Source organism: Pseudomonas sp. GL_103 (genome assembly GCF_057835175.1).
On the sequence record NZ_CM174420.1, the window covers coordinates 3,329,247 to 3,347,064 of the forward strand.

16 protein-coding genes and 3 tRNA genes are annotated in these 17,818 nt (G+C 59.5%); 7 read left to right on the forward strand and 12 right to left on the reverse strand.

Going from position 1 to position 17,818, the window contains the following annotated elements; all coding sequences use genetic code 11:
• Positions 1–13: 13 nt before the first annotated feature.
• The 11 genes from AC3IP0_RS15045 to AC3IP0_RS15095 all read right to left on the reverse strand — a co-directional run bounded on the left by AC3IP0_RS15045 (position 14) and on the right by AC3IP0_RS15095 (position 9,263).
• Positions 14–1,474 carry a GntT/GntP/DsdX family permease gene (locus AC3IP0_RS15045; RefSeq protein ID WP_150723846.1) on the reverse strand — a complete coding sequence of 487 codons (1,461 nt, stop codon included), beginning with the start codon at positions 1,472–1,474 and terminating at the stop codon, positions 14–16.
• Positions 1,475–1,664: 190 nt separating this feature from the next.
• Positions 1,665–2,303 (reverse strand): 3-oxo-tetronate 4-phosphate decarboxylase, encoded by a 639-nt coding sequence (gene otnC, locus AC3IP0_RS15050; protein WP_353742976.1) that lies wholly within the window; start codon positions 2,301–2,303, stop codon positions 1,665–1,667.
• Between the two features lie 8 nt (positions 2,304–2,311).
• Positions 2,312–3,610 (reverse strand): 3-oxo-tetronate kinase, encoded by a 1,299-nt coding sequence (gene otnK, locus AC3IP0_RS15055; RefSeq protein WP_489315951.1) that lies wholly within the window; start codon positions 3,608–3,610, stop codon positions 2,312–2,314.
• A gap of 10 nt (positions 3,611–3,620) precedes the next feature.
• On the reverse strand, positions 3,621–4,526 hold the full coding sequence (gene ltnD / locus AC3IP0_RS15060) for an L-threonate dehydrogenase (protein ID WP_489315952.1): 906 nt from the start codon (positions 4,524–4,526) through the stop codon (positions 3,621–3,623).
• Between the two features lie 564 nt (positions 4,527–5,090).
• Positions 5,091–5,177 (reverse strand) — tRNA-Leu (locus AC3IP0_RS15065).
• Between the two features lie 195 nt (positions 5,178–5,372).
• A tRNA-Cys gene (locus tag AC3IP0_RS15070) sits at positions 5,373–5,446 on the reverse strand.
• Between the two features lie 46 nt (positions 5,447–5,492).
• Positions 5,493–5,568: transfer RNA gene (locus AC3IP0_RS15075), tRNA-Gly, on the reverse strand.
• A gap of 63 nt (positions 5,569–5,631) precedes the next feature.
• Positions 5,632–6,192 (reverse strand): CDP-diacylglycerol--glycerol-3-phosphate 3-phosphatidyltransferase, encoded by a 561-nt coding sequence (gene pgsA, locus AC3IP0_RS15080; protein ID WP_007992985.1) that lies wholly within the window; start codon positions 6,190–6,192, stop codon positions 5,632–5,634.
• Positions 6,193–6,224: 32 nt separating this feature from the next.
• Positions 6,225–8,048 (reverse strand): excinuclease ABC subunit UvrC, encoded by a 1,824-nt coding sequence (uvrC, locus tag AC3IP0_RS15085; protein WP_489315953.1) that lies wholly within the window; start codon positions 8,046–8,048, stop codon positions 6,225–6,227.
• 2 nt (positions 8,049–8,050) lie between these two features.
• Positions 8,051–8,692: a response regulator transcription factor GacA gene (gacA, locus tag AC3IP0_RS15090; protein WP_032829778.1), complete on the reverse strand. Its 642-nt coding sequence runs from the start codon at positions 8,690–8,692 to the stop codon at positions 8,051–8,053.
• Between the two features lie 97 nt (positions 8,693–8,789).
• Entirely contained in the window at positions 8,790–9,263 is a 474-nt protein-coding gene (locus AC3IP0_RS15095; RefSeq protein ID WP_489319780.1) for a GNAT family N-acetyltransferase, read from the reverse strand.
• Between the two features lie 197 nt (positions 9,264–9,460).
• Here AC3IP0_RS15095 and AC3IP0_RS15100 point away from each other — a divergent pair, with 197 nt between their 5' ends.
• Positions 9,461–9,589, forward strand: a complete 129-nt coding sequence (locus AC3IP0_RS15100; RefSeq protein ID WP_259674428.1) for a hypothetical protein — start codon at positions 9,461–9,463, stop codon at positions 9,587–9,589.
• 337 nt (positions 9,590–9,926) lie between these two features.
• Positions 9,927–10,991 carry a 3-deoxy-7-phosphoheptulonate synthase gene (locus AC3IP0_RS15105; RefSeq protein WP_489315954.1) on the forward strand — a complete coding sequence of 355 codons (1,065 nt, stop codon included), beginning with the start codon at positions 9,927–9,929 and terminating at the stop codon, positions 10,989–10,991.
• A gap of 64 nt (positions 10,992–11,055) precedes the next feature.
• Here the strand turns inward: AC3IP0_RS15105 and AC3IP0_RS15110 are convergent, their stop codons facing one another.
• Positions 11,056–12,120 carry a hypothetical protein gene (locus AC3IP0_RS15110; RefSeq protein WP_489315955.1) on the reverse strand — a complete coding sequence of 355 codons (1,065 nt, stop codon included), beginning with the start codon at positions 12,118–12,120 and terminating at the stop codon, positions 11,056–11,058.
• A 335-nt stretch (positions 12,121–12,455) separates the two neighbouring features.
• On the opposite strand from AC3IP0_RS15110, the gene AC3IP0_RS15115 reads away from it, so the two are divergent.
• The 5 genes from AC3IP0_RS15115 (at position 12,456) to AC3IP0_RS15135 (ending at position 17,813) form a co-directional block, all read left to right on the forward strand.
• The gene (locus tag AC3IP0_RS15115) at positions 12,456–13,337 is read left to right on the forward strand and encodes an esterase/lipase family protein (protein ID WP_489325132.1); all 882 of its coding nucleotides are present in this window, start codon (positions 12,456–12,458) and stop codon (positions 13,335–13,337) included.
• 107 nt (positions 13,338–13,444) lie between these two features.
• A complete protein-coding gene (locus AC3IP0_RS15120) occupies positions 13,445–13,726 on the forward strand; it encodes a peptidylprolyl isomerase (RefSeq protein WP_489315957.1) in 282 nt (93 codons plus the stop codon).
• A gap of 135 nt (positions 13,727–13,861) precedes the next feature.
• The gene (locus tag AC3IP0_RS15125; RefSeq protein WP_489325133.1) at positions 13,862–15,730 is read left to right on the forward strand and encodes an extracellular solute-binding protein; all 1,869 of its coding nucleotides are present in this window, start codon (positions 13,862–13,864) and stop codon (positions 15,728–15,730) included.
• Positions 15,730–16,791, forward strand: coding sequence for a microcin C ABC transporter permease YejB (locus AC3IP0_RS15130; protein WP_489315959.1), 1,062 nt, complete (start codon positions 15,730–15,732; stop codon positions 16,789–16,791). Before AC3IP0_RS15125 ends, AC3IP0_RS15130 begins: the two co-directional genes overlap by 1 nt.
• On the forward strand, positions 16,791–17,813 hold the full coding sequence (locus AC3IP0_RS15135; RefSeq protein ID WP_489315960.1) for an ABC transporter permease: 1,023 nt from the start codon (positions 16,791–16,793) through the stop codon (positions 17,811–17,813). The genes AC3IP0_RS15130 and AC3IP0_RS15135 overlap by 1 nt, the downstream gene beginning before the upstream one ends.
• Positions 17,814–17,818: the final 5 nt, after the last annotated feature.

Consider the following 17,818-nt stretch of genomic DNA (forward strand, 5'->3'; position numbering starts at 1 on the left):
CTGAGATAAAGGGTTAGACAAAGGGCCAGATCAGCAGGGTAATACAGAAACCCAAGGTGCCGAGCAAGGTGGTCATCACCGTCCAGGTGCGCAGACCGTCGGCCACGTTCAGGCCTGACAGCTTGGTGAAGATCCAGTAACCGGCGTCATTGATATGGGACATGGCCAACCCGCCACCGCCCATGGCCAGACACAGCAGGGCCATGTGGTTCGGGGTGAGATCGAGGGTCGCAATCAGCGGGCTGATGATGCCGGCAGTGGTCACCAGCGCCACCGTGGTCGAGCCCTGCACCGCGCGCAACAGCATGGTCAGCAGAAAGCCCAGGGCCAGCACCGGCAGACCGGTGGTGCGCAGCATATCGGAGACCACGGCGCCGATTCCGGTATCCACCAGCACCTTGCCGAACACGCCACCGGCACCGGCAATCAGGATCACCATTGCGACACCAGGCAAGGCCGAACCGATCACGTCTGATACCTGAGTGCGGCTCCAGCCCCGACGCGAACCCAGCAACCAGGCACACAGCAAGGTGTCGATCAGCAGTGCTACCAGCGGCGCACCGAGCACGGTCATGATGCCGCGCAGAGTCGATTCGGCAGGCAGCAACGAGGTAGACAGAGTCCCCAGAAGAATCAGAATGATCGGCAGCAGGATCAGGCTGACGATCAGGCCAAACCCTGGTGCCGGTGCCGGCGGCAATTTGGAAACGATGCTGCTGGTCGACTCTTCCAGGCCCATGTGGGATACGGCTTCAGCCGCTCGCTCAGCGCTTATGTCGTTGCCATTGGACCAGGCAGCCAGATCCTCGTTGGTGACATGCGGGCCATAGACCTCGGCACGAATATCGTCGGTCATCGGGTACGCCCGACGGGTCATGCGCCCGGCCACGCGGTAGCCGACATAGCAAAGGAACGCGGTGATCGGCAACCCGAACATCAGCACGCGGCCCAGGTCCGCGCCCAATTGGCTGGCAGCGGCCACTGCGCCCGGGTGTGGCGGCAGAAAGGCGTGTACGGTCAACAACGCAGCACACATCGGCAACGCAAACACCAACAGCGGCTTGCGCGCACGCCGGGCAATGCCATAGGCCAGCGGCATGAGGATGATCACGCCGACCTCGAAGAATACCGGCACCCCGACCATGAAGCCGGCAATCGTCAACGCCAGGGGCGTACGCCGGTTGCCGAAACGGGTGATCAGCGTCTTGGCCAGCGCCTCGGCACCGCCGGAAAGCTCGATGATCCGCCCGATCATCGCGCCCAGGGCAATGATGATTGCGATATGACCCAGGGTCTTGCCCATGCCGCCTTCAATGGTGGCAACCAGATCGGCCGGTTTCACCCCGGCCACCAGCGCCACCAGAATGCTCACCAGCATCAAGGCCACGAAGGGCTGGAACTTGTACTTGAGCACCAGGAACAACAACAGCGCGATGCCTGCCCCGGCGGTAATCATCAGGATTAACGGGCTCATTTCACAAACCCTCCACGCCGGGCAAATGAAAGGGTACTGCCACTGGATCTGAACATGCCGCAGTGAAGGTGAGTCATGCTTGGATTTCCTGTTGTTATTGTTTTTTTAAGGCAAGCCGGGGCCGTCGAGAGTCGCTGTGCGTCTCCCGGGCAGAGCCTGCATTATTGATCTGTCGTGCTAAGGCAGCGCCTTACCAGTGCGCACCAAAGGTTGCTCGCAGTTCGTCCAGTGCCACCTGATCGAGCGGTTCAGGCTTGGGATTGCTCATCAGCCAGAGCCGAGCGGTTTCCTCGAGTTCTTCCAGGGCGTAGCTGGCCCTGGAGACCGAACTCTCCCAGACCACCGGACCCAGCCGTTCGAGCATCACGCCGCGAACGCTATTGGCCAGCAGCGCGACCTGTTCGGCCACCTTCGGCGAACCGGGTCGCTGGTAGGCAATCAACGGGATATGCCCGACTTTCATGACTTGATACGGCGTCAGCGGCGGCAGAATGTCGTTCGCCTGCCAGACACCGGCCAACGTCAACGCCACCAGATGGGTGGAATGGGTATGCACCACACCACCGACATTCGGGTTGCGGTCGTAGACCTGGCGATGCAACGCCAGGGTCTTTGAAGGCTTGTCACCGGACACCCATTCACCCGCCAGATTGACCTTGGCGATGGTTGCCGGATCGAGACGTCCGAGGCAGACATCCGTCGGCGTGATCAACCAGCCGTCGTCCAGGCGCGCGCTGATATTGCCGGCGCTGCCGACGGTATAACCGCGCTCATAAAGGCTGCGGCCAACCTCACAGATTTCTTCGCGCAGGGCGTTCTCGTTGCTCATTGCGCAGCTCATTGTGCACCCCCGGCCTGGGCGAGTTGGTTCAAGGCTTTACTGAAGAAATCCCGGCCACCGAAGTTGCCCGATTTGAGTGCCAGCGCCAAAGGTTCCTCGGTACTGCTGACGGTCGCCGGTACACCCGGATCAATCTGCGCGCCGATCTGTAGCAACTGCACACCCAACGCCTGGACCACAGCACCCGAGGTTTCTCCGCCGGCGATCACGAAGCGGCGCACACCGGTCTGGCGCAGGCCCTGTGCAATTTCGCCGAAGGCGTTTTCCACCAGGCTACCGGCCTGCTCGACACCTAGTTGCTGTTGCACCAACTTGACCTCTTCCGGCGAGCTGGTGGCGTAGATCAATACGGTTTGCTCGTTATCACGGGCGAAGGCCAAGGCTTGCGCCACCACCGGTTCCCCCGCCGCCAAGGCCAACGGATCAATCCGCAAAGCTGGCCGACCGGCTTCGAGCCAGGCAGCCACTTGTCCATTGGTGGCGATCGAAGCACTACCGGCCAACACCACTTCCCCACCGGACACCGCCGGAAGTTTCGAGGCATCAAGGTCGCGCAGCTTGCCGGCACGACGGAAATTTTCCGGCAGGCCCAGGGCCAGCCCCGAACCACCCGTCAACAGCGGCAGATCGGCGCAGGCCGTACCGAGGGTGTACAGATCGCTGTCCGACAAGGCATCAGCGATGGCCATGCCGACACCTTGAGCCCTCAGCTCGGCGATTCGCGCCCGCACCTGCTCAGCGCCACGGGCAATCGTGTCGTAGCGCAACAGGCCGATATTCAGACGGGTCTGCGATTGCAGCACGCGCACCAGATTGGCATCGGTCATTGGCGTCAGCGGATGGTTCTGCATGCCCGACTCGCTGAGCAGTTGATCCTGCACAAACAGATGGCCGCGAAAGATCGTCCGGCCATTTTCCGGGAACGCCGGGCACGCAAGGGTAAAGTCGCTACCCAGTGCGGCCAGCAGCGCTTCGCTGACCTGGCCGATATTGCCGGCCGCGGTGGAGTCGAACGTCGAGCAATACTTGAAAAAAATCTGTTCGCAACCTTGCTCGCGCAACCAGGCCAGCGCGGCGAGGGACTGCTCGACTGCTTCGGCGACCGGCGTGGTACGCGACTTCAGGGCAATGACGATCGCATCGGCATCAAGCCCGGCAGCCACTTCCGCGCTCGGGATGCCAATGCTTTGCACGGTGCGCATACCGCCGCGTACCAGCATGTTGGCCAGGTCCGTGGCGCCGGTGAAATCGTCGGCGATGCAGCCCAGCAGCGGGCGTGCGGTGGAGGTAGTCATGGGGTGTTCCTCAAACAGGCTCAGGCTTGGCAGTCGGCAATTCGATGCCCGGGAAAATCTTGATTACCGCCGAGTCGTCCTCGCGGCCGAAACCGGCACTGGATGCCTGCATGAACATCTGGTGAGCGGTGGCCGACAGCGGCAGCGGGAATTTGCTGGCCCGGGCGGTATCCAGCACCAGGCCCAGGTCCTTGACGAAAATATCCACGGCAGACAACGGCGTGTAGTCCGCCTTGAGAATGTGCGGCACGCGGTTTTCGAACATCCAGGAATTACCCGCGCTATGGGTGATCACCTCATACAGCGCATCGGCATCGACCCCTTCACGCAGGCCCAGCGCCATGGCTTCGGCAGAAGCGGCAATATGCACCCCGGCGAGAAGCTGGTTGATGATCTTGACCTTCGAACCCAGTCCATGGACGTCACCCAGGCGATACACCTTGCCGGCCATGCCAGCCAGGATCGCCTCAGCCTTGGCGTAGGCGTCGACCGGGCCCGAAGTCATCATGGTCATTTCGCCAGCGGCAGCCTTGGCCGCGCCACCGGAAATCGGTGCATCCAGATACAGCAGGCCCAGCGCGGCCAGACGCTGGCCAAGATCCACGGCGTAAGTCGGAGCGACTGTGGCGCAGCCGATCACCAAGCTGCCCGGCCGCAGAGAGGCCACGGCACCGCCCTCACCAAACAATACGGTCTCGGTCTGCTCGGCGTTGACCACCACGGTAATGATCACGTCACACTCAGCGGCCATGTGCGACGGTGACAGGCAAGCCACACCGCCCTCCCCGGCGAACTGTTCTGTTACGGCAGTGCGCACATCACAGGCATGCACATTAAAACCGCTGCGCAACAACGAGCGGGCAATGCCCAGCCCCATCGCGCCCAGACCGACTACACCGACATTCTTGTTATTCATGGGGGTACTCCAGTGGAAAGCAGCGACTGCCGCCCGCGAGGCGCAGGCGTTGGCCGCGTTGTGAATAGGGCTAGACAGAATCAGCACCGTGCGGACCAACCAGCCGAGGGACGCTGTGATTCAGGACGTGAGTCGGGATCTCATTGAACATCAAGGCCATCCTGTTTTTGTCGTGTTATCAGGTTGTCATACCGGCTGGTGCAGATCATCTACCAGTGATCTGATTATGTGAAGTATTTTTTATTCATAACATTTTTTAACACCGCTATCGCCGCGCAGGAACGAGATGCGGCCTTCCTACGGATTACAAGGGGCCAAAAGCAGTCGGGCCGCAAAGAGTGGCTCGTCTTGAGTGATGTGAGACTGGTTCGAAAGGCTGGGAACAGGATTGGATCGACGCGCTTGGGGGTCTTGGAATCGGGCAGCCGATGACCACCGGCGTGCTCAGGAATAGATTTGATGACGTGAGGGAGGCAGCCGGTAGCGAATTACGGAAAGGATTTTTTGATTGCGGAAAAAACTAAGGGCCTACATGAGGTATCTCACGCAAGCCCTTGATATTCATGGTGCCCGAAGCCGGAATCGAACCGGCACGCCCTTACGAGCGGGGGATTTTAAGTCCCATGCGTCTACCAGTTTCGCCATTCGGGCGGTAGCGCGGTGAAGCGTCCAGGTTTTGCCAGATAACGATCCGGCAGTTCTGACGCTTGTGCAGCAGAGGTGGAAATATATACATCCCGCCCCGGTGAAGCAAGTTCGCAAATACCCTTTTCAAGACTAAATCTTGCAGGCTACTGCAAATAAAAAAGCTCCGTAAATCATAGATCTACGGAGCTTGTTTATTAGTGGAGGCCGAGGTCGGAATCGAACCGGCGTAGGCGGATTTGCAATCCGCTGCATAACCATTTTGCTACTCGGCCTCAAAACATTTGCTGTCAGTAGCGCGACATCAAATGCGTACAAACTTGGAGCGGGAAACGAGACTCGAACTCGCGACCCCGACCTTGGCAAGGTCGTGCTCTACCAACTGAGCTATTCCCGCGTCTTGGTGTGGCGCATTCTATAGAATCCAGAAGCCCCGTCAACCCTTTGATTCAAAAAAGTTTTATTTCTTTTCAACGTCGGTCTTCAGATGTGGCCAGGCAGCCCGCAGGTACTGGACCATCGACCACAAAGTCAGGCCAGCCGACACCATCAGCAAGGTGTAGCCCAGCAAGACCCAGAAACTGAAATCCTTGGGATTGGCCAGCAGGATCACCAGCGCCAGCATTTGCGCGGCGGTTTTCCATTTGCCCAGGTTCGACACGGCAACGTGGGCACGAGCGCCCAGTTCGGCCATCCATTCGCGCAGTGCCGAGACGACAATCTCGCGACCGATGATCACGGCAGCCGGCAGCGTGAGCCACAGGTTTCCGTGTTCCTGCACCAACAGGACCAATGCAACCGCAACCATCAGCTTGTCGGCAACCGGATCGAGAAAAGCCCCGAACGGTGTGCTTTGTTCCAGACGGCGGGCCAGGTACCCGTCCAGCCAGTCGGTCGCGGCAGCGAATGCGAAGACCGAGGCGGAGGCCAGGTAACTCCATTGGTAAGGCAGGTAGAACAGCAAAATGAAGATCGGTATGAGCAGAACGCGTAGAACGGTAATCAGATTAGGGATATTCATCGGCACAACTGGCTACGAGGTGAGGGGGCATTCTACTCGCTGTGCAGATTTGCATAAATCAACTCTGCGAGCTTTTTACTGATCCCGGGGGCTTTGGCAATTTCTTCGATGCTTGCACGAGACAGCTCCTGCAATCCACCAAAATGTTTCAACAAATCACGCCGACGTGTGGGTCCGACGCCGGCGACGCCTTCCAGTGTAGACGTCCGACGGGTTTTTCCACGTCGGGCGCGGTGCCCGGTAATGGCAAACCGGTGGGCTTCGTCGCGAATCTGCTGGATCAGGTGCAGCGCGGGAGAATCGCCGCGCAAGGTGAACTCATGTGCAGCGTCGTTCAGGTACAGGGTTTCGAAACCGGCCTTGCGTGTCGCGCCTTTCGCCACGCCCAACAGAATCAGGTCAGGCACGGCCAATTCATCGAGCACATCGCGGGCCATGGACAACTGACCCTTGCCGCCATCCACCAACAGGATATCCGGCAGCTTGCCCTCCCCGTCCTTCAGTTTGCTGAAGCGCCGGGTCAGCGCCTGATGCATCGCCGCGTAGTCATCGCCGGGCGTAACGCCCTCGATGTTGTACCGGCGGTAATCGGCCTTGATCGGGCCTTCGGGGCCGAAGACCACGCAGGACGCCACCGTCGCCTCGCCGCTGGAGTGACTGATGTCGTAGCACTCAAGTCGCTGTGGAGGCTCATCCAGCTTCAGCACCTCGGCCAGCGCATCGAAGCGCGCCGTAATGTGCTGACGATTCGCCAGGCGCGCACTCAGTGCCTGCTCGGCATTGGTCACCGCCAATTGCTGCCAGCGCGCCCGCGTACCCCGCACGCGATGGCTGATGGTCAGTTCACGACCGCGCAGCTCGTCGATGGCGGCGATCAGTGTGGGAAAGTCATCGTGGACCACATTGACGATCAGCTCGCTGGGCAAGTCGCGTTCAGGACTGCTGATGAAGTACTGGCCGAGAAACGCGGCCATGACTTCGCTAACGTCTTCTTCAATACCGACTTGAGGGAAGAAGTTCTTGCTTCCCAGTACCCGCCCGCCCCGCACGCTGATCAAGTGAACACAGGCGCCGCCCGGGTTGACGAAGGCGGCAATCACATCGACGTCCCCGGTCCCGCCTTCCATGCTCTGTTGATCCTGAACCCGCCGCAGTAACGCAATCTGGTCCCGCAACTCGGCTGCTCGTTCGAATTCGAGATTGATCGCCGCCTCTTCCATCCCGGCGGACAATTCGTCAGTCAGTGCATTGCTGCGCCCTTCAAGAAACATCACCGAATGGCGCACATCTTCGGCATACACCTGAGGCTCCACCAGCCCGACGCAGGGCGCCTTGCAGCGTTTGATCTGGTATTGCAGGCAAGGACGCGTGCGGTTCTTGTAATAACTGTCTTCGCATTGGCGAACGAAAAACGTCTTTTGCAGCAGGCTCAGGCTTTCGCGGATCGCACCGGCGCTCGGGTAAGGTCCGAAGTACTTGCCCTTGGCCTTTTTCGCACCGCGATGAATGCTCAGTCGCGGAAACTCTCCGTCGGAGAGAAAGACGTAGGGGTAGGATTTATCGTCGCGCAGCAGGATGTTGTAGGGCGGGCGCCATTCCTTGATCAGCGTCTGCTCAAGCAGCAAGGCTTCCGTTTCGTTGGCGGTGATCGTCGTTTCGATCTGGGCGATTCGCGCTACCAGTGCGGCGGTCTTGGGGGCAAGCCCGGTCTTGCGAAAGTAACTCGACAGGCGATTCTTGAGGTTCTTCGCCTTGCCGACGTAGAGCAACCGCGCTTCGCTGTCGAACATGCGGTACACGCCTGGGCGCCCGCTAACGGTCGACAGAAAGGCGCTCGGATCAAAGGTGTCGTTCATTTTCAGAGGCTGGCATCGACCATGCCATGACGAACCGCCAACAGCGTCAACTCGACATCACTGCTGATCGAAAGCTTTTCGAAGATGCGGTAACGGTAAGTGTTCACGGTTTTCGGGGACAGGCACAATTTGTCGGAAATGATCTGTACTTTCTGGCAGCCGACGATCATCAGCGCGATCTGGATTTCCCGCTCCGACAAGGCATCGAAAGGCGAATCGTTGGTGGGCTGGAAGGACTTGATCGCCAGTTGCTGGGCAATTTGCGGGCTGATGTAGCGTTGCCCGGCAAACACAAGGCGGATGGCCTGGACCATTTCCGGCAAACCTGCCCCCTTGGTCAGGTAGCCTGCCGCACCGGCCTGCAACAGCCGCGTAGGAAACGGGTCCTCTTCACACACGGTCACCGCGACGACCTTGATATCCGGATGACTGCGCAATAATTTGCGAGTGGCTTCAAGACCGCCGATACCCGGCATCTTGACGTCCATCAACACCACATCGGGTTTCAGCTCACGCGCCTTGATCAGGGATTCCTCACCCGATTCGGCCTGACCGACTACTTGCAGGCCATCGATGTCAGCCAGCATTCGTGTAATGCCTGTACGAACGAGATCATGGTCATCGACTACTAGCACCCTAATCAAGCAGACACCTCGCGATATGGTCTTATTGGGTTGCCAGACACCTTAGCAAAAAGCATCTGGCAGACCTAGCGGAAAGCGTCAGATTAAAAGTTTCAATTCATCTTGAAAGGCTTGTCGCAAGCGTGTTGCAGCGATCCAGCCCGGAGATATCCAGCTGCATCCTCAGGAAACACTCGTCCTTGCCCACCACCCTCAATCCCTTGCGCTCGTACAACGCTTGCGCCGGGTTGTTTTCGAAAACCGTCAGGCGCAATGCCGGGCGCCGCTCCTGGCGCGCCAGAGCCAATACCTGATCGATCGCCCAGGATCCAGCGCCCTGCCCACGAAACGCTTCGACGATATGCAATTCGCGGATATACAAGGCTCTGGCATCACGACTCAGGCTGACATAACCCAGCACTTTGTCGCCCGATGCAATCACACGGTTGTCCCGCCCGGCCCAGGCCACGTCAAACGCTTCGTCCTGCCACAACAGATCATGCTCGATGTAGTAGCGCAGCATGCCTTTACAGGTGAGTTCGCGGGCGAATTCGAGGTCATCCGGTGTTACCGGACGCCATTGGCGTTCCATCATTCCAGCTCCACGGCGAGGGTCAGTACCGTCATGGTGCGTCCTTGTGACGATGTATTTGTTGTTGGGGCGCAGAGTGTGTCACAACCTTCGGGGTACTCAAGCGATAGAAAGCGCCGTCGTTGGCCGATAGCATTTTCTGATTGAATCTGCGTACCGGCCTCTAGTAAGCTCGGCCTATCCATCGGAGACAGACCATGTTCAACACCCTCTTACAGCTTCGTACCGCCAGCGCCCTGCGCTCGGTTGCGGCTGCCCGGGTGAACGACGGTTGTGCTCCGGTCAGCTTTTATTTTGGGTATTGGTTTAGCCACTGGCGCGCCTGATACCCACACGGCGCCCACTTTAAACGGGTCGCCACCAGAGAATTCTCAACCCCCGGTCGGCCTCCCGACCGGGGGTTTTGTTTTTTCAGCCCCAACACTTTTAGCGACACACCAGACATTCAGAGGATTCAGAACATGAACTACGCCAATTATTACCGTTACGACAGTTTTACCGCCTGGCGATTTACCACCCTCCGCTCGGGACAGCCTGCCGCCTCCGATCGGTCACCCACAGGTGGCAAGCATACACACGCAGCCAATCCGGCCAATTGTCGAACACCCCAGTAGGGCCGAGCGCGCGGGCACGAACCCGCCACCAGCCCAGGAAGCCTTGAATATGAACTCGTCCGTCTCTGCACTGCCGCTGTCCACCTTGAGCCCTGCCAATGAAGCGCTGACCCTGCGCCTGCCCAGTTCATTGCAACTCAAACAGCAATTGCCCCTCAGCAACGCCCTGACCCGGCAAATCGCCGCCCACCGCCAGGCGGTTCGCGCGATCCTCAACGGTGAAGATTCCCGCCTGCTGGTCATCGTCGGCCCCTGCTCGATACACGATCCGAAGTCAGCCCTCGAATACGCCGGTAATCTTTCCCGCCTCGCTGGCGAAGTCAGCGACGAAATGCTGCTGGTGATGCGCGCCTACGTCGAAAAACCCCGTACCACGGTTGGCTGGAAAGGCCTGGCCTACGACCCGCACCTTGATGGCAGCGATGACATGGCCGCCGGCTTGACGCTGTCCCGCGAGCTGATGCGCGAAATGCTCCGCCTGGGCCTGCCCGTTGCCACTGAACTGCTGCAACCGATGGCGGCCGGCTACTTCGACGACCTGTTGAGCTGGGTAGCGATTGGCGCCCGGACCACGGAGTCGCAGATCCACCGGGAAATGGCCAGCGGCTTGGGGATGCCGGTCGGTTTCAAGAACGGGACAGACGGCGGTGTCGGTGTCGCCAGCGACGCCATGCGCTCCGCCGCCCATCCCCATCGCCATTTCGGTGTCGATAGCCAGGGACATCCGGCGATCATTCAAACCCCGGGTAATGCGGACACCCACCTGGTATTGCGCGGCGGCCATCGCGGGCCAAACTACGACAGCGCCAGCGTCGCCCAGGTGAACAGCGACCTGACCAGGCTCAGGATTCCGGCTCGAATCATGGTCGATTGCAGTCACGCCAACAGCGGCAAAGACCCGCTGCGCCAACCAGCCGTGTTCAAGGATGTACTTGAACAGCGCCTGCAAGGTGATCGTTCGCTGATCGGCATGATGATCGAGAGCCATTTGTTCGAGGGCTGCCAGCCATTGAGTTCGTCATTGAAATACGGTGTGTCGGTGACCGATGGTTGCCTCGGTTGGGCCGGAACAGAACAACTGTTGCTTGAGGCGGCAGCTCGGCTGCGAGCATAAAAAACGTCCGATAATCAGCATAATCCCTCCGGCCTTCATGGGAAGACTGGAGGGCAAATGGCAATCAATGCCCCATCAGGGACTGCACTTGAACCAGTGTCACCCCCGATTGCTGTAGGGTGCCGTCAAGGCGCTCGACAGAATAGGAAACACGGATCGCGGAGTCTCGATGTTCCCTCCAGAACGGGTAGGGAACGATGAACACCAACGGCTCGCCCGCGGTGTCCCTGGTTATTTCGCGGTCGTCATGGTGATTGAGTTTCTCCCCGTCGCACTCCAGGTAAATCCGTTCTCCTTTTTCAGCCCTGGCGTTTTCGATGACGACGGTCACGCCATCCTGCGCATCATGCAGATCCACCCAACCTTCGTCGGCTTCCAGCACAGCGGGTGCTCGCAGTGGTCGCCGCTCCAGGATGCCAATCATCAGTGCCGTTACTTCAGAATAACGAGGCCCCTGCCCTGCTTGCTTGACGCAATAGTCGACGGACACGGAGGAGCCCAGATTGAGCGCAATGCACTCCGGACTGACCCAAAACGACAGTTCGTCCCCCACAGCGAAGGACTCGACCTTGAGTGCATCACTGAAACTTGCTTCGGCCGAAACGCCCGCCCAGGTCAGTAACACCCAGTCGCCCGCCGCCATGCGCGCATAGGGTTTGATCGTAACGATCGCCCCTTCCTTCACCCGATCCGGATCAAGCGTTCTGCCCACAGCATCGTTCACCGTCGCTGGCAACAGGTCCGATTGCACATCTCCGACACTCAGTTGCAACCTTTGGGAATGCACGGGCCCGGATAATCGAGTACTCGTGAGTGAGTAACCGACTTCGAGTGAACCACCCTCAAGTGCCGCGATATATGCGCTACCTACGGCAAAGATCATGTCCTCGCCAACCCGGTCCTCACTGACAAAACGCGCCACCTGGTGATTGCAGGCAAGGCCATCGGCATCCAACCCAGCCCAACTCAACAGCAATTTGTCGCCGCAGGTCATGCCTGGATAAGGCTGGACCCTGATGACGGCTTTTTTGTCAGAGGGGTTCAGAACGCCGTTTTGCGCCTGCTCAAGCATGGGAGGTGGTAATGGTTGCTGCGCGAGATTCAAGGTGTCGGGTTCATAAACAGTCATGCATTCGCTCCATTCCCTGGAATAAACACCGGACAGGTGGCCGGTTCTGGACGGCTATTTAACCTCATGGCAAGCAGTCGTGATGTCGGCCTCTCACTCTGGCCCGCTCGGAAAATCGATACATGCAAAGTAGGTCTTTGATCAGCAGCAAGCTGATTGCCGCGAAAAGTCCTCAAACTATTCCGACTAAGGCTTCAGCCACTCCTGAGCATTCGCACTTGTTCTATTCCGTTTTCCGCAAGTTTCGGCGGACTTTTCATACATCGCGCCAACCTCGAGTGTTTTAGAGTGAAGCGCCAAGCAGTCCCATCGAACTACTGTGCAAAGGTATGAACATGCAAAGGAATGCAAGCACTTGTTACCCAATACTGCTGGTCCACGGCCTATTCGGCTTCGAAAGAATCGGCAAGTTCGAGCTCTTTCACGACATCAGGCAGGCGCTGAGGAGCGCCGGAGCCAGGGTGTTCGTCCCCCACTTGTCGGCCATCCATGACAACGAGGTACGCGGAGACCAATTGCTCGCACAGATCGAGCGGGTACTGGAAGGAACCGGTGCACGCAAAGTCAACCTCATAGGTCATAGCCAGGGCGCACTGACCGCACGTTATGCCGCAGCGATTGCGCCACACAGCGTGGCGTCGGTCACCTCCGTCAGCGGGCCGAACCATGGTTCGGAACTGGCCGATTTCCTGCGCAAGGCATTGACACCGGGCTGCCTGCCGGAACACGTGGCCGAGACGGTGGTGACCCTGTTCGCCGACTTCCTGGCGACCTTGAGCGACAATCAGTATCAACCGCGAAACGCCATAGCCGCCCTCAATGCGCTGACCACCGAAGGCGTAGGCGCATTCAACGACAAATACCCGCAAGGACTGCCCACCACCTGGGGTGGCAAGGGGGGCGAACAGGTCAACGGTGTTCGCTACTACTCGTGGAGCGGCGTGCTGCCGTCGAATGTTCTCGAAGCAGGGCTCAATGCGCTCGATCCGCTCAACGCCTTCTGTCGGGCCCTTTCCGGTTATTTCGTTACGGAAAGCGAGCAGAACGACGGTTTGGTCGGTCGCTTCAGTTCCCATCTGGGCACGGTTATCCGGTCCGACTATGCACTGGATCATCTGGACTCCATTGGCCAACCGACCGGTCAACTACGTACAGGTGTCGACCCGATTGATCTGTATGTCCAGCATGCCAGGCGCTTGAGGGACGCCGGCCTTTGAGGTGTCACCTGCCGTGGATCCCCCGTGGAACGGAACTTTGAGGAGAAATAGCTCACTGAATCCGGTAGGCTCAGCACTTTATCGAGTATTGAAAGGAGTATTTTCCCATGGCTAAAGCCACTGCCCGTCACATCCTTGTTGCCTCCGAAGCCAAGTGCAACGAACTCAAGACCCAAATCGAGGCTGGCGCCGATTTCGCCGAAGTTGCCAAGGCAAACTCCACTTGCCCATCCAGCCGCCAGGGCGGTGACCTGGGTTCGTTCGGTCCGGGCCAGATGGTCAAGGAATTCGACACCGTGGTCTTCAGCGCACCGCTCAACGTGGTCCAGGGCCCGGTCAAGACCCAGTTCGGTTTCCACCTGCTGGAAGTGACCAGCCGTCAGGACTGATCGACGCCTGAGCTATTCACACGACGGCCCGCCTATTGGTGGGCCGTTGTGTTTGCGACGCGCAATACGGCTGGCGAGGGACGCGCCGCTAGCGTACAAATTGTCGTTAACGACCACCCGGCTCTAAGGCTGACAATGCGACTGGCTTTCCCTACCTTGCTGTTCACGGCCGTGGCCCTGCTGATGGGTGCCTCGGGTGTGAATGCGGCACCGCAACCGGCAATGACCGTGTATGGCGAACCGGCGAAATACCCTGCCGGCTTCAGTCATTTCGCCTACACCAACCCGCAGGCCCCCAAGGGCGGCACGATGCGGCGCTCGGCGATCGAAATCGGTCAGTTCGACCATGTTTTGCCTTACATCGACAAAGGCATCGGCGTTACACAGATCGACGGTTTGCTCTATTCACCGCTGGCCCAGCGCTCCCTAGACGAGCCTTACACCGTGTACGGCCTGGTGGCCGAGAAGATGGAGCGCTCCGAGGACGGCTTGACCCTGCGCTTTTACCTCAACCCCAAGGCGCGCTTTGCCGATGGCAAACCGATTACCGCCCAGGACGTACGCTATACCTTCGACCTGCTGATGACCCAAGGCAGCCTGCGTTACCGTACCCAGTTCGCCGACGTCAAAAGCGTCGAAGTGGAATCGCCACTGACCGTGCGCTTTGATTTCAAGAACAACGAAAACCGCACCCTGCCCCTGGATATCGCGACCTTGCCGGTGTTTCCCGAACACTGGTGGAAGAGCCGCGATTTCGCCGGTGGCGGCGGCTATGAAGCGCCGTTGGGCAGCGGCCCCTATAAAGTCGGCAAGATCGATTCGGGGCGCAGCATCACCTTCGAGCGCAATCCCGACTGGTGGGGCAAGGACCTGCCGGTCAGCCGTGGCCTGTACAACTTCGATCATTTCAGCATCGAGTACTTCGGCGATACCGACGTGGCACGCCAAGTCCTGCGCGGCGGCGCCTTTGACTACAATCGCGAATTTTCCGCCACCGGCTATTCCATCGGCTACGACAGCCCGGCCCTGAGCGACGGTCGCCTGCAAAAGGCCCACCTCGCCACCGAGGCGCCGCAGCCAGCCCAGGGCTTTGTGTTCAATCTGCAAAAACCCATGTTCCAGGACCGTCGCGTGCGCCAGGCGCTGGTGATGCTGTGGGACTTCGAGTGGAGCAACCGGCAGATGATGCGCGACATGTACATCCGCCAGCAGAGCTTTTTCTCCAATACCGATCTCGCGGCCCGGCAACTGCCGGATGCCGGTGAGCTGGCAATTCTCGAACCGCTGCGCGGGCAGGTTCCCGACGAAGTCTTCACCAAAGTATTCGAGGCACCGAAGACCGACGGCAGCGGCGTGATTCGCGACAAGCAGCTGCAAGCCCTGGACCTGCTCGAACAGGCCGGCTGGAAACCCGATGGCGACCAACTGGTCAATGCCGACGGCGAGCCGCTGAGCTTCACCTTCCTGGTCAGTCAGAACGGCATGGACCGCCTGCTGCTGCCCTATAAACGCACGTTGAAACAGATCGGCATCGACCTGAACATCCGCCGCATCGACTCCTCCCAGTACGTCAATCGCCTGATGAGCCGCGACTACGACATGATCGTCACCGGCTACCCGGTCACTACCTCTCCGGGGGGCGAACTGGTCAATTATTTCGGCTCGGCGGCAGCCACCGACCCTGGTTCCAACAACTACATGGTGTTGATGAACCCGGCGGTGGACACCCTGATCACCGGGCTGATCCACGCCAATACCCAGGCTGACATGCTGCATTACGCCCATGCCCTGGACCGGGTGCTGCAATGGAATTACTACTGGATTCCCAACTATTACCCACCGGGCACCTCGACGGTGTGGTGGAACCGCTTCGGCATCCCGAACGTACAGGCGAGCAATGACGAAGCCATCGAAAGCTGGTGGGAGATGAGCACCACGCCATTGACCAACCAACAGATGACGGCCGAGCGTATCAGCCGTGGCAAACCCGGAGGGCCTCACTGATGTGGGCTTACATATTGCGGCGCCTGCTGCTGATCATTCCGACCCTGGTGATCATTCTCCTGGTCAACTTTGTCATCGTCCAGGCGGCGCCAGGCGGGCCGGTCGAACAGGCCATCGCGCACCTGCAAGGCATTGGCGGCGCCGCGGTAGGCGGCGGTTCCGGCGACTCCATGAGCGGCAAGTCCCGGTCCAGCCGCGGGCTCGATCCGCAGCTGATCAAGGACATTGAAAAACAGTACGGCTTCGACAAACCGGCACACGAACGCCTCTGGCTGATGCTCACCAGCTACGCGCGCCTGGATTTCGGCAAGAGTTTCTTCCGCGGCGCCACCGTCACTGACCTGATCCTCGAAAAAATGCCCGTGACCATTTCCCTCGGGCTCTGGGCGACATTGATCACCTATCTGGTGTCGATTCCCCTGGGCATCCGCAAGGCCGTGCACCATGGCAGCCAATTCGACATCTGGAGCAGTACCGCGATCATCATCGGCTATGCCATGCCGGCGTTCCTGTTTGCGATGTTCCTGATCGTGATCTTTGCCGGCGGCACTTCGCTGAACTGGTTTCCGGTTCGCGGGTTGGTCTCGGACAACTTCGAATCGCTGTCCACCCTTGGCAAGGTGGCCGACTACTTCTGGCATCTGGTGTTGCCGGTGACCTCGCTGGTGATCGGCGGCTTCGCCACACTGACCATCCTGACCAAGAACTCGTTCCTCAATGAAATCACCCGCCAGTACGTGGTCACTGCCCGGGCCAAGGGCTTGAGTGAACGACGGGTGCTCTACGGGCACGTGTTCCGCAACGCCATGCTGCTGGTGGTGTCGGGCATTCCACAGGCGTTCATCAGTGTGTTTTTTGCCGGTTCCCTGCTGATCGAGGTGATCTTCTCCCTCGACGGCCTGGGCCGCATGAGCTACGAAGCGGCGGTATCCCGGGACTATCCGGTGGTGTTCGGCTCTCTGTTCATCTTCACCCTGTTCGGCCTTCTGATAAAACTGGTCGGCGACCTCTGCTACACCCTGGTCGACCCGCGAATCGACTTCGCCGCGAGGAACGCCTGATGCTCAAGCTTTCTCCGCTGGCGCGTCGCCGCTTCGAGCGGTTCAAGAAAAACCGTCGGGGCTGGTGGTCGCTCTGGCTGTTTGTCGGCCTGTTCCTGATGACCCTGGGCGGCGAACTGATCGCCAACGACAAACCGCTGGTGGTCAGCTATCAGGGCCAGTGGTACTTCCCGGTCTTCAAGCGCCACACCGAACAGGCGTTCGGCGGGCAACTGCCGTTCCAGGCCGACTACCGCAGCGACTACGTGCAGAAACTGATCGAGAAGGATGGCGGTTGGTTGCTGTTTCCACCTATTCCGTTCAGTGACGACACACCCAACTACGACCTGAACACACCTGCCCCCAGTCCGCCCTCCAGCGTCAATTGGCTGGGCACCGACGACCAGGCGCGGGACGTTCTGGCCCGGGTGATCTTCGGTGCCCGGGTGTCGATCCTGTTTGCCTTGATGCTGACCTTTGTCAGTGCCCTGATCGGCATCGCGGCCGGGGCCCTGCAAGGCTATTACGGCGGCTGGGTGGACTTGCTCGGCCAGCGTCTGCTGGAGGTGTGGTCCGGGTTGCCGGTGCTGTACCTGCTGATCATCCTGTCGGGCTTCGTCGAGCCGAACTTCTGGTGGCTGCTGGGGATCATGGCGCTGTTTTCATGGCTGGCCCTGGTGGACGTGGTGCGCGCCGAGTTCCTGCGCGGGCGCAACCTGGAATACGTCAAGGCCGCGCGCGCGCTGGGCCTGACCGACCGCAAGGTCATCGTGCGGCACATTCTGCCCAACGCCATGAACGCGACCTTGAGCTACTTGCCGTTCATTCTGACCGGGGCGATTTCCACCCTGACGGCACTGGACTTCCTCGGCTTCGGCATGCCTGCGGGCAGTGCTTCCCTGGGCGAACTGATCGGCCAGGGCAAGCAGAACCTGCAAGCACCGTGGTTGGGGCTGACGGCATTCTTCACCCTGGCGTTGATTCTTTCTTTACTGGTATTCATTGGCGAAGCGCTGCGCGACGCTTTTGATCCACGATCTTGATGCGG

Bases quoted from the DNA above. Each gene is read 5' to 3' on its own strand.
- AC3IP0_RS15100 (WP_259674428.1), top strand. From the start codon at position 9,461: ATGTTCAACACCCTCTTACAGCTTCGTACCGCCAGCGCCCTGCGCTCG.
- AC3IP0_RS15045 (WP_150723846.1), bottom strand. From the start codon at position 1,474: ATGAGCCCGTTAATCCTGATGATTACCGCCGGGGCAGGCATCGCGCTG.
- pgsA (WP_007992985.1), bottom strand. From the start codon at position 6,192: ATGAATATCCCTAATCTGATTACCGTTCTACGCGTTCTGCTCATACCG.
- uvrC (WP_489315953.1), bottom strand. From the start codon at position 8,048: ATGAACGACACCTTTGATCCGAGCGCCTTTCTGTCGACCGTTAGCGGG.
- AC3IP0_RS15105 (WP_489315954.1), top strand. From the start codon at position 9,927: ATGAACTCGTCCGTCTCTGCACTGCCGCTGTCCACCTTGAGCCCTGCC.
- AC3IP0_RS15115 (WP_489325132.1), top strand. From the start codon at position 12,456: ATGCAAAGGAATGCAAGCACTTGTTACCCAATACTGCTGGTCCACGGC.
- AC3IP0_RS15125 (WP_489325133.1), top strand. From the start codon at position 13,862: ATGCGACTGGCTTTCCCTACCTTGCTGTTCACGGCCGTGGCCCTGCTG.
- ltnD (WP_489315952.1), bottom strand. From the start codon at position 4,526: ATGAATAACAAGAATGTCGGTGTAGTCGGTCTGGGCGCGATGGGGCTG.
- AC3IP0_RS15120 (WP_489315957.1), top strand. From the start codon at position 13,445: ATGGCTAAAGCCACTGCCCGTCACATCCTTGTTGCCTCCGAAGCCAAG.
- AC3IP0_RS15095 (WP_489319780.1), bottom strand. From the start codon at position 9,263: ATGGAACGCCAATGGCGTCCGGTAACACCGGATGACCTCGAATTCGCC.
- AC3IP0_RS15135 (WP_489315960.1), top strand. From the start codon at position 16,791: ATGCTCAAGCTTTCTCCGCTGGCGCGTCGCCGCTTCGAGCGGTTCAAG.
- otnC (WP_353742976.1), bottom strand. From the start codon at position 2,303: ATGAGCAACGAGAACGCCCTGCGCGAAGAAATCTGTGAGGTTGGCCGC.
- AC3IP0_RS15130 (WP_489315959.1), top strand. From the start codon at position 15,730: ATGTGGGCTTACATATTGCGGCGCCTGCTGCTGATCATTCCGACCCTG.
- otnK (WP_489315951.1), bottom strand. From the start codon at position 3,610: ATGACTACCTCCACCGCACGCCCGCTGCTGGGCTGCATCGCCGACGAT.
- AC3IP0_RS15110 (WP_489315955.1), bottom strand. From the start codon at position 12,120: ATGACTGTTTATGAACCCGACACCTTGAATCTCGCGCAGCAACCATTA.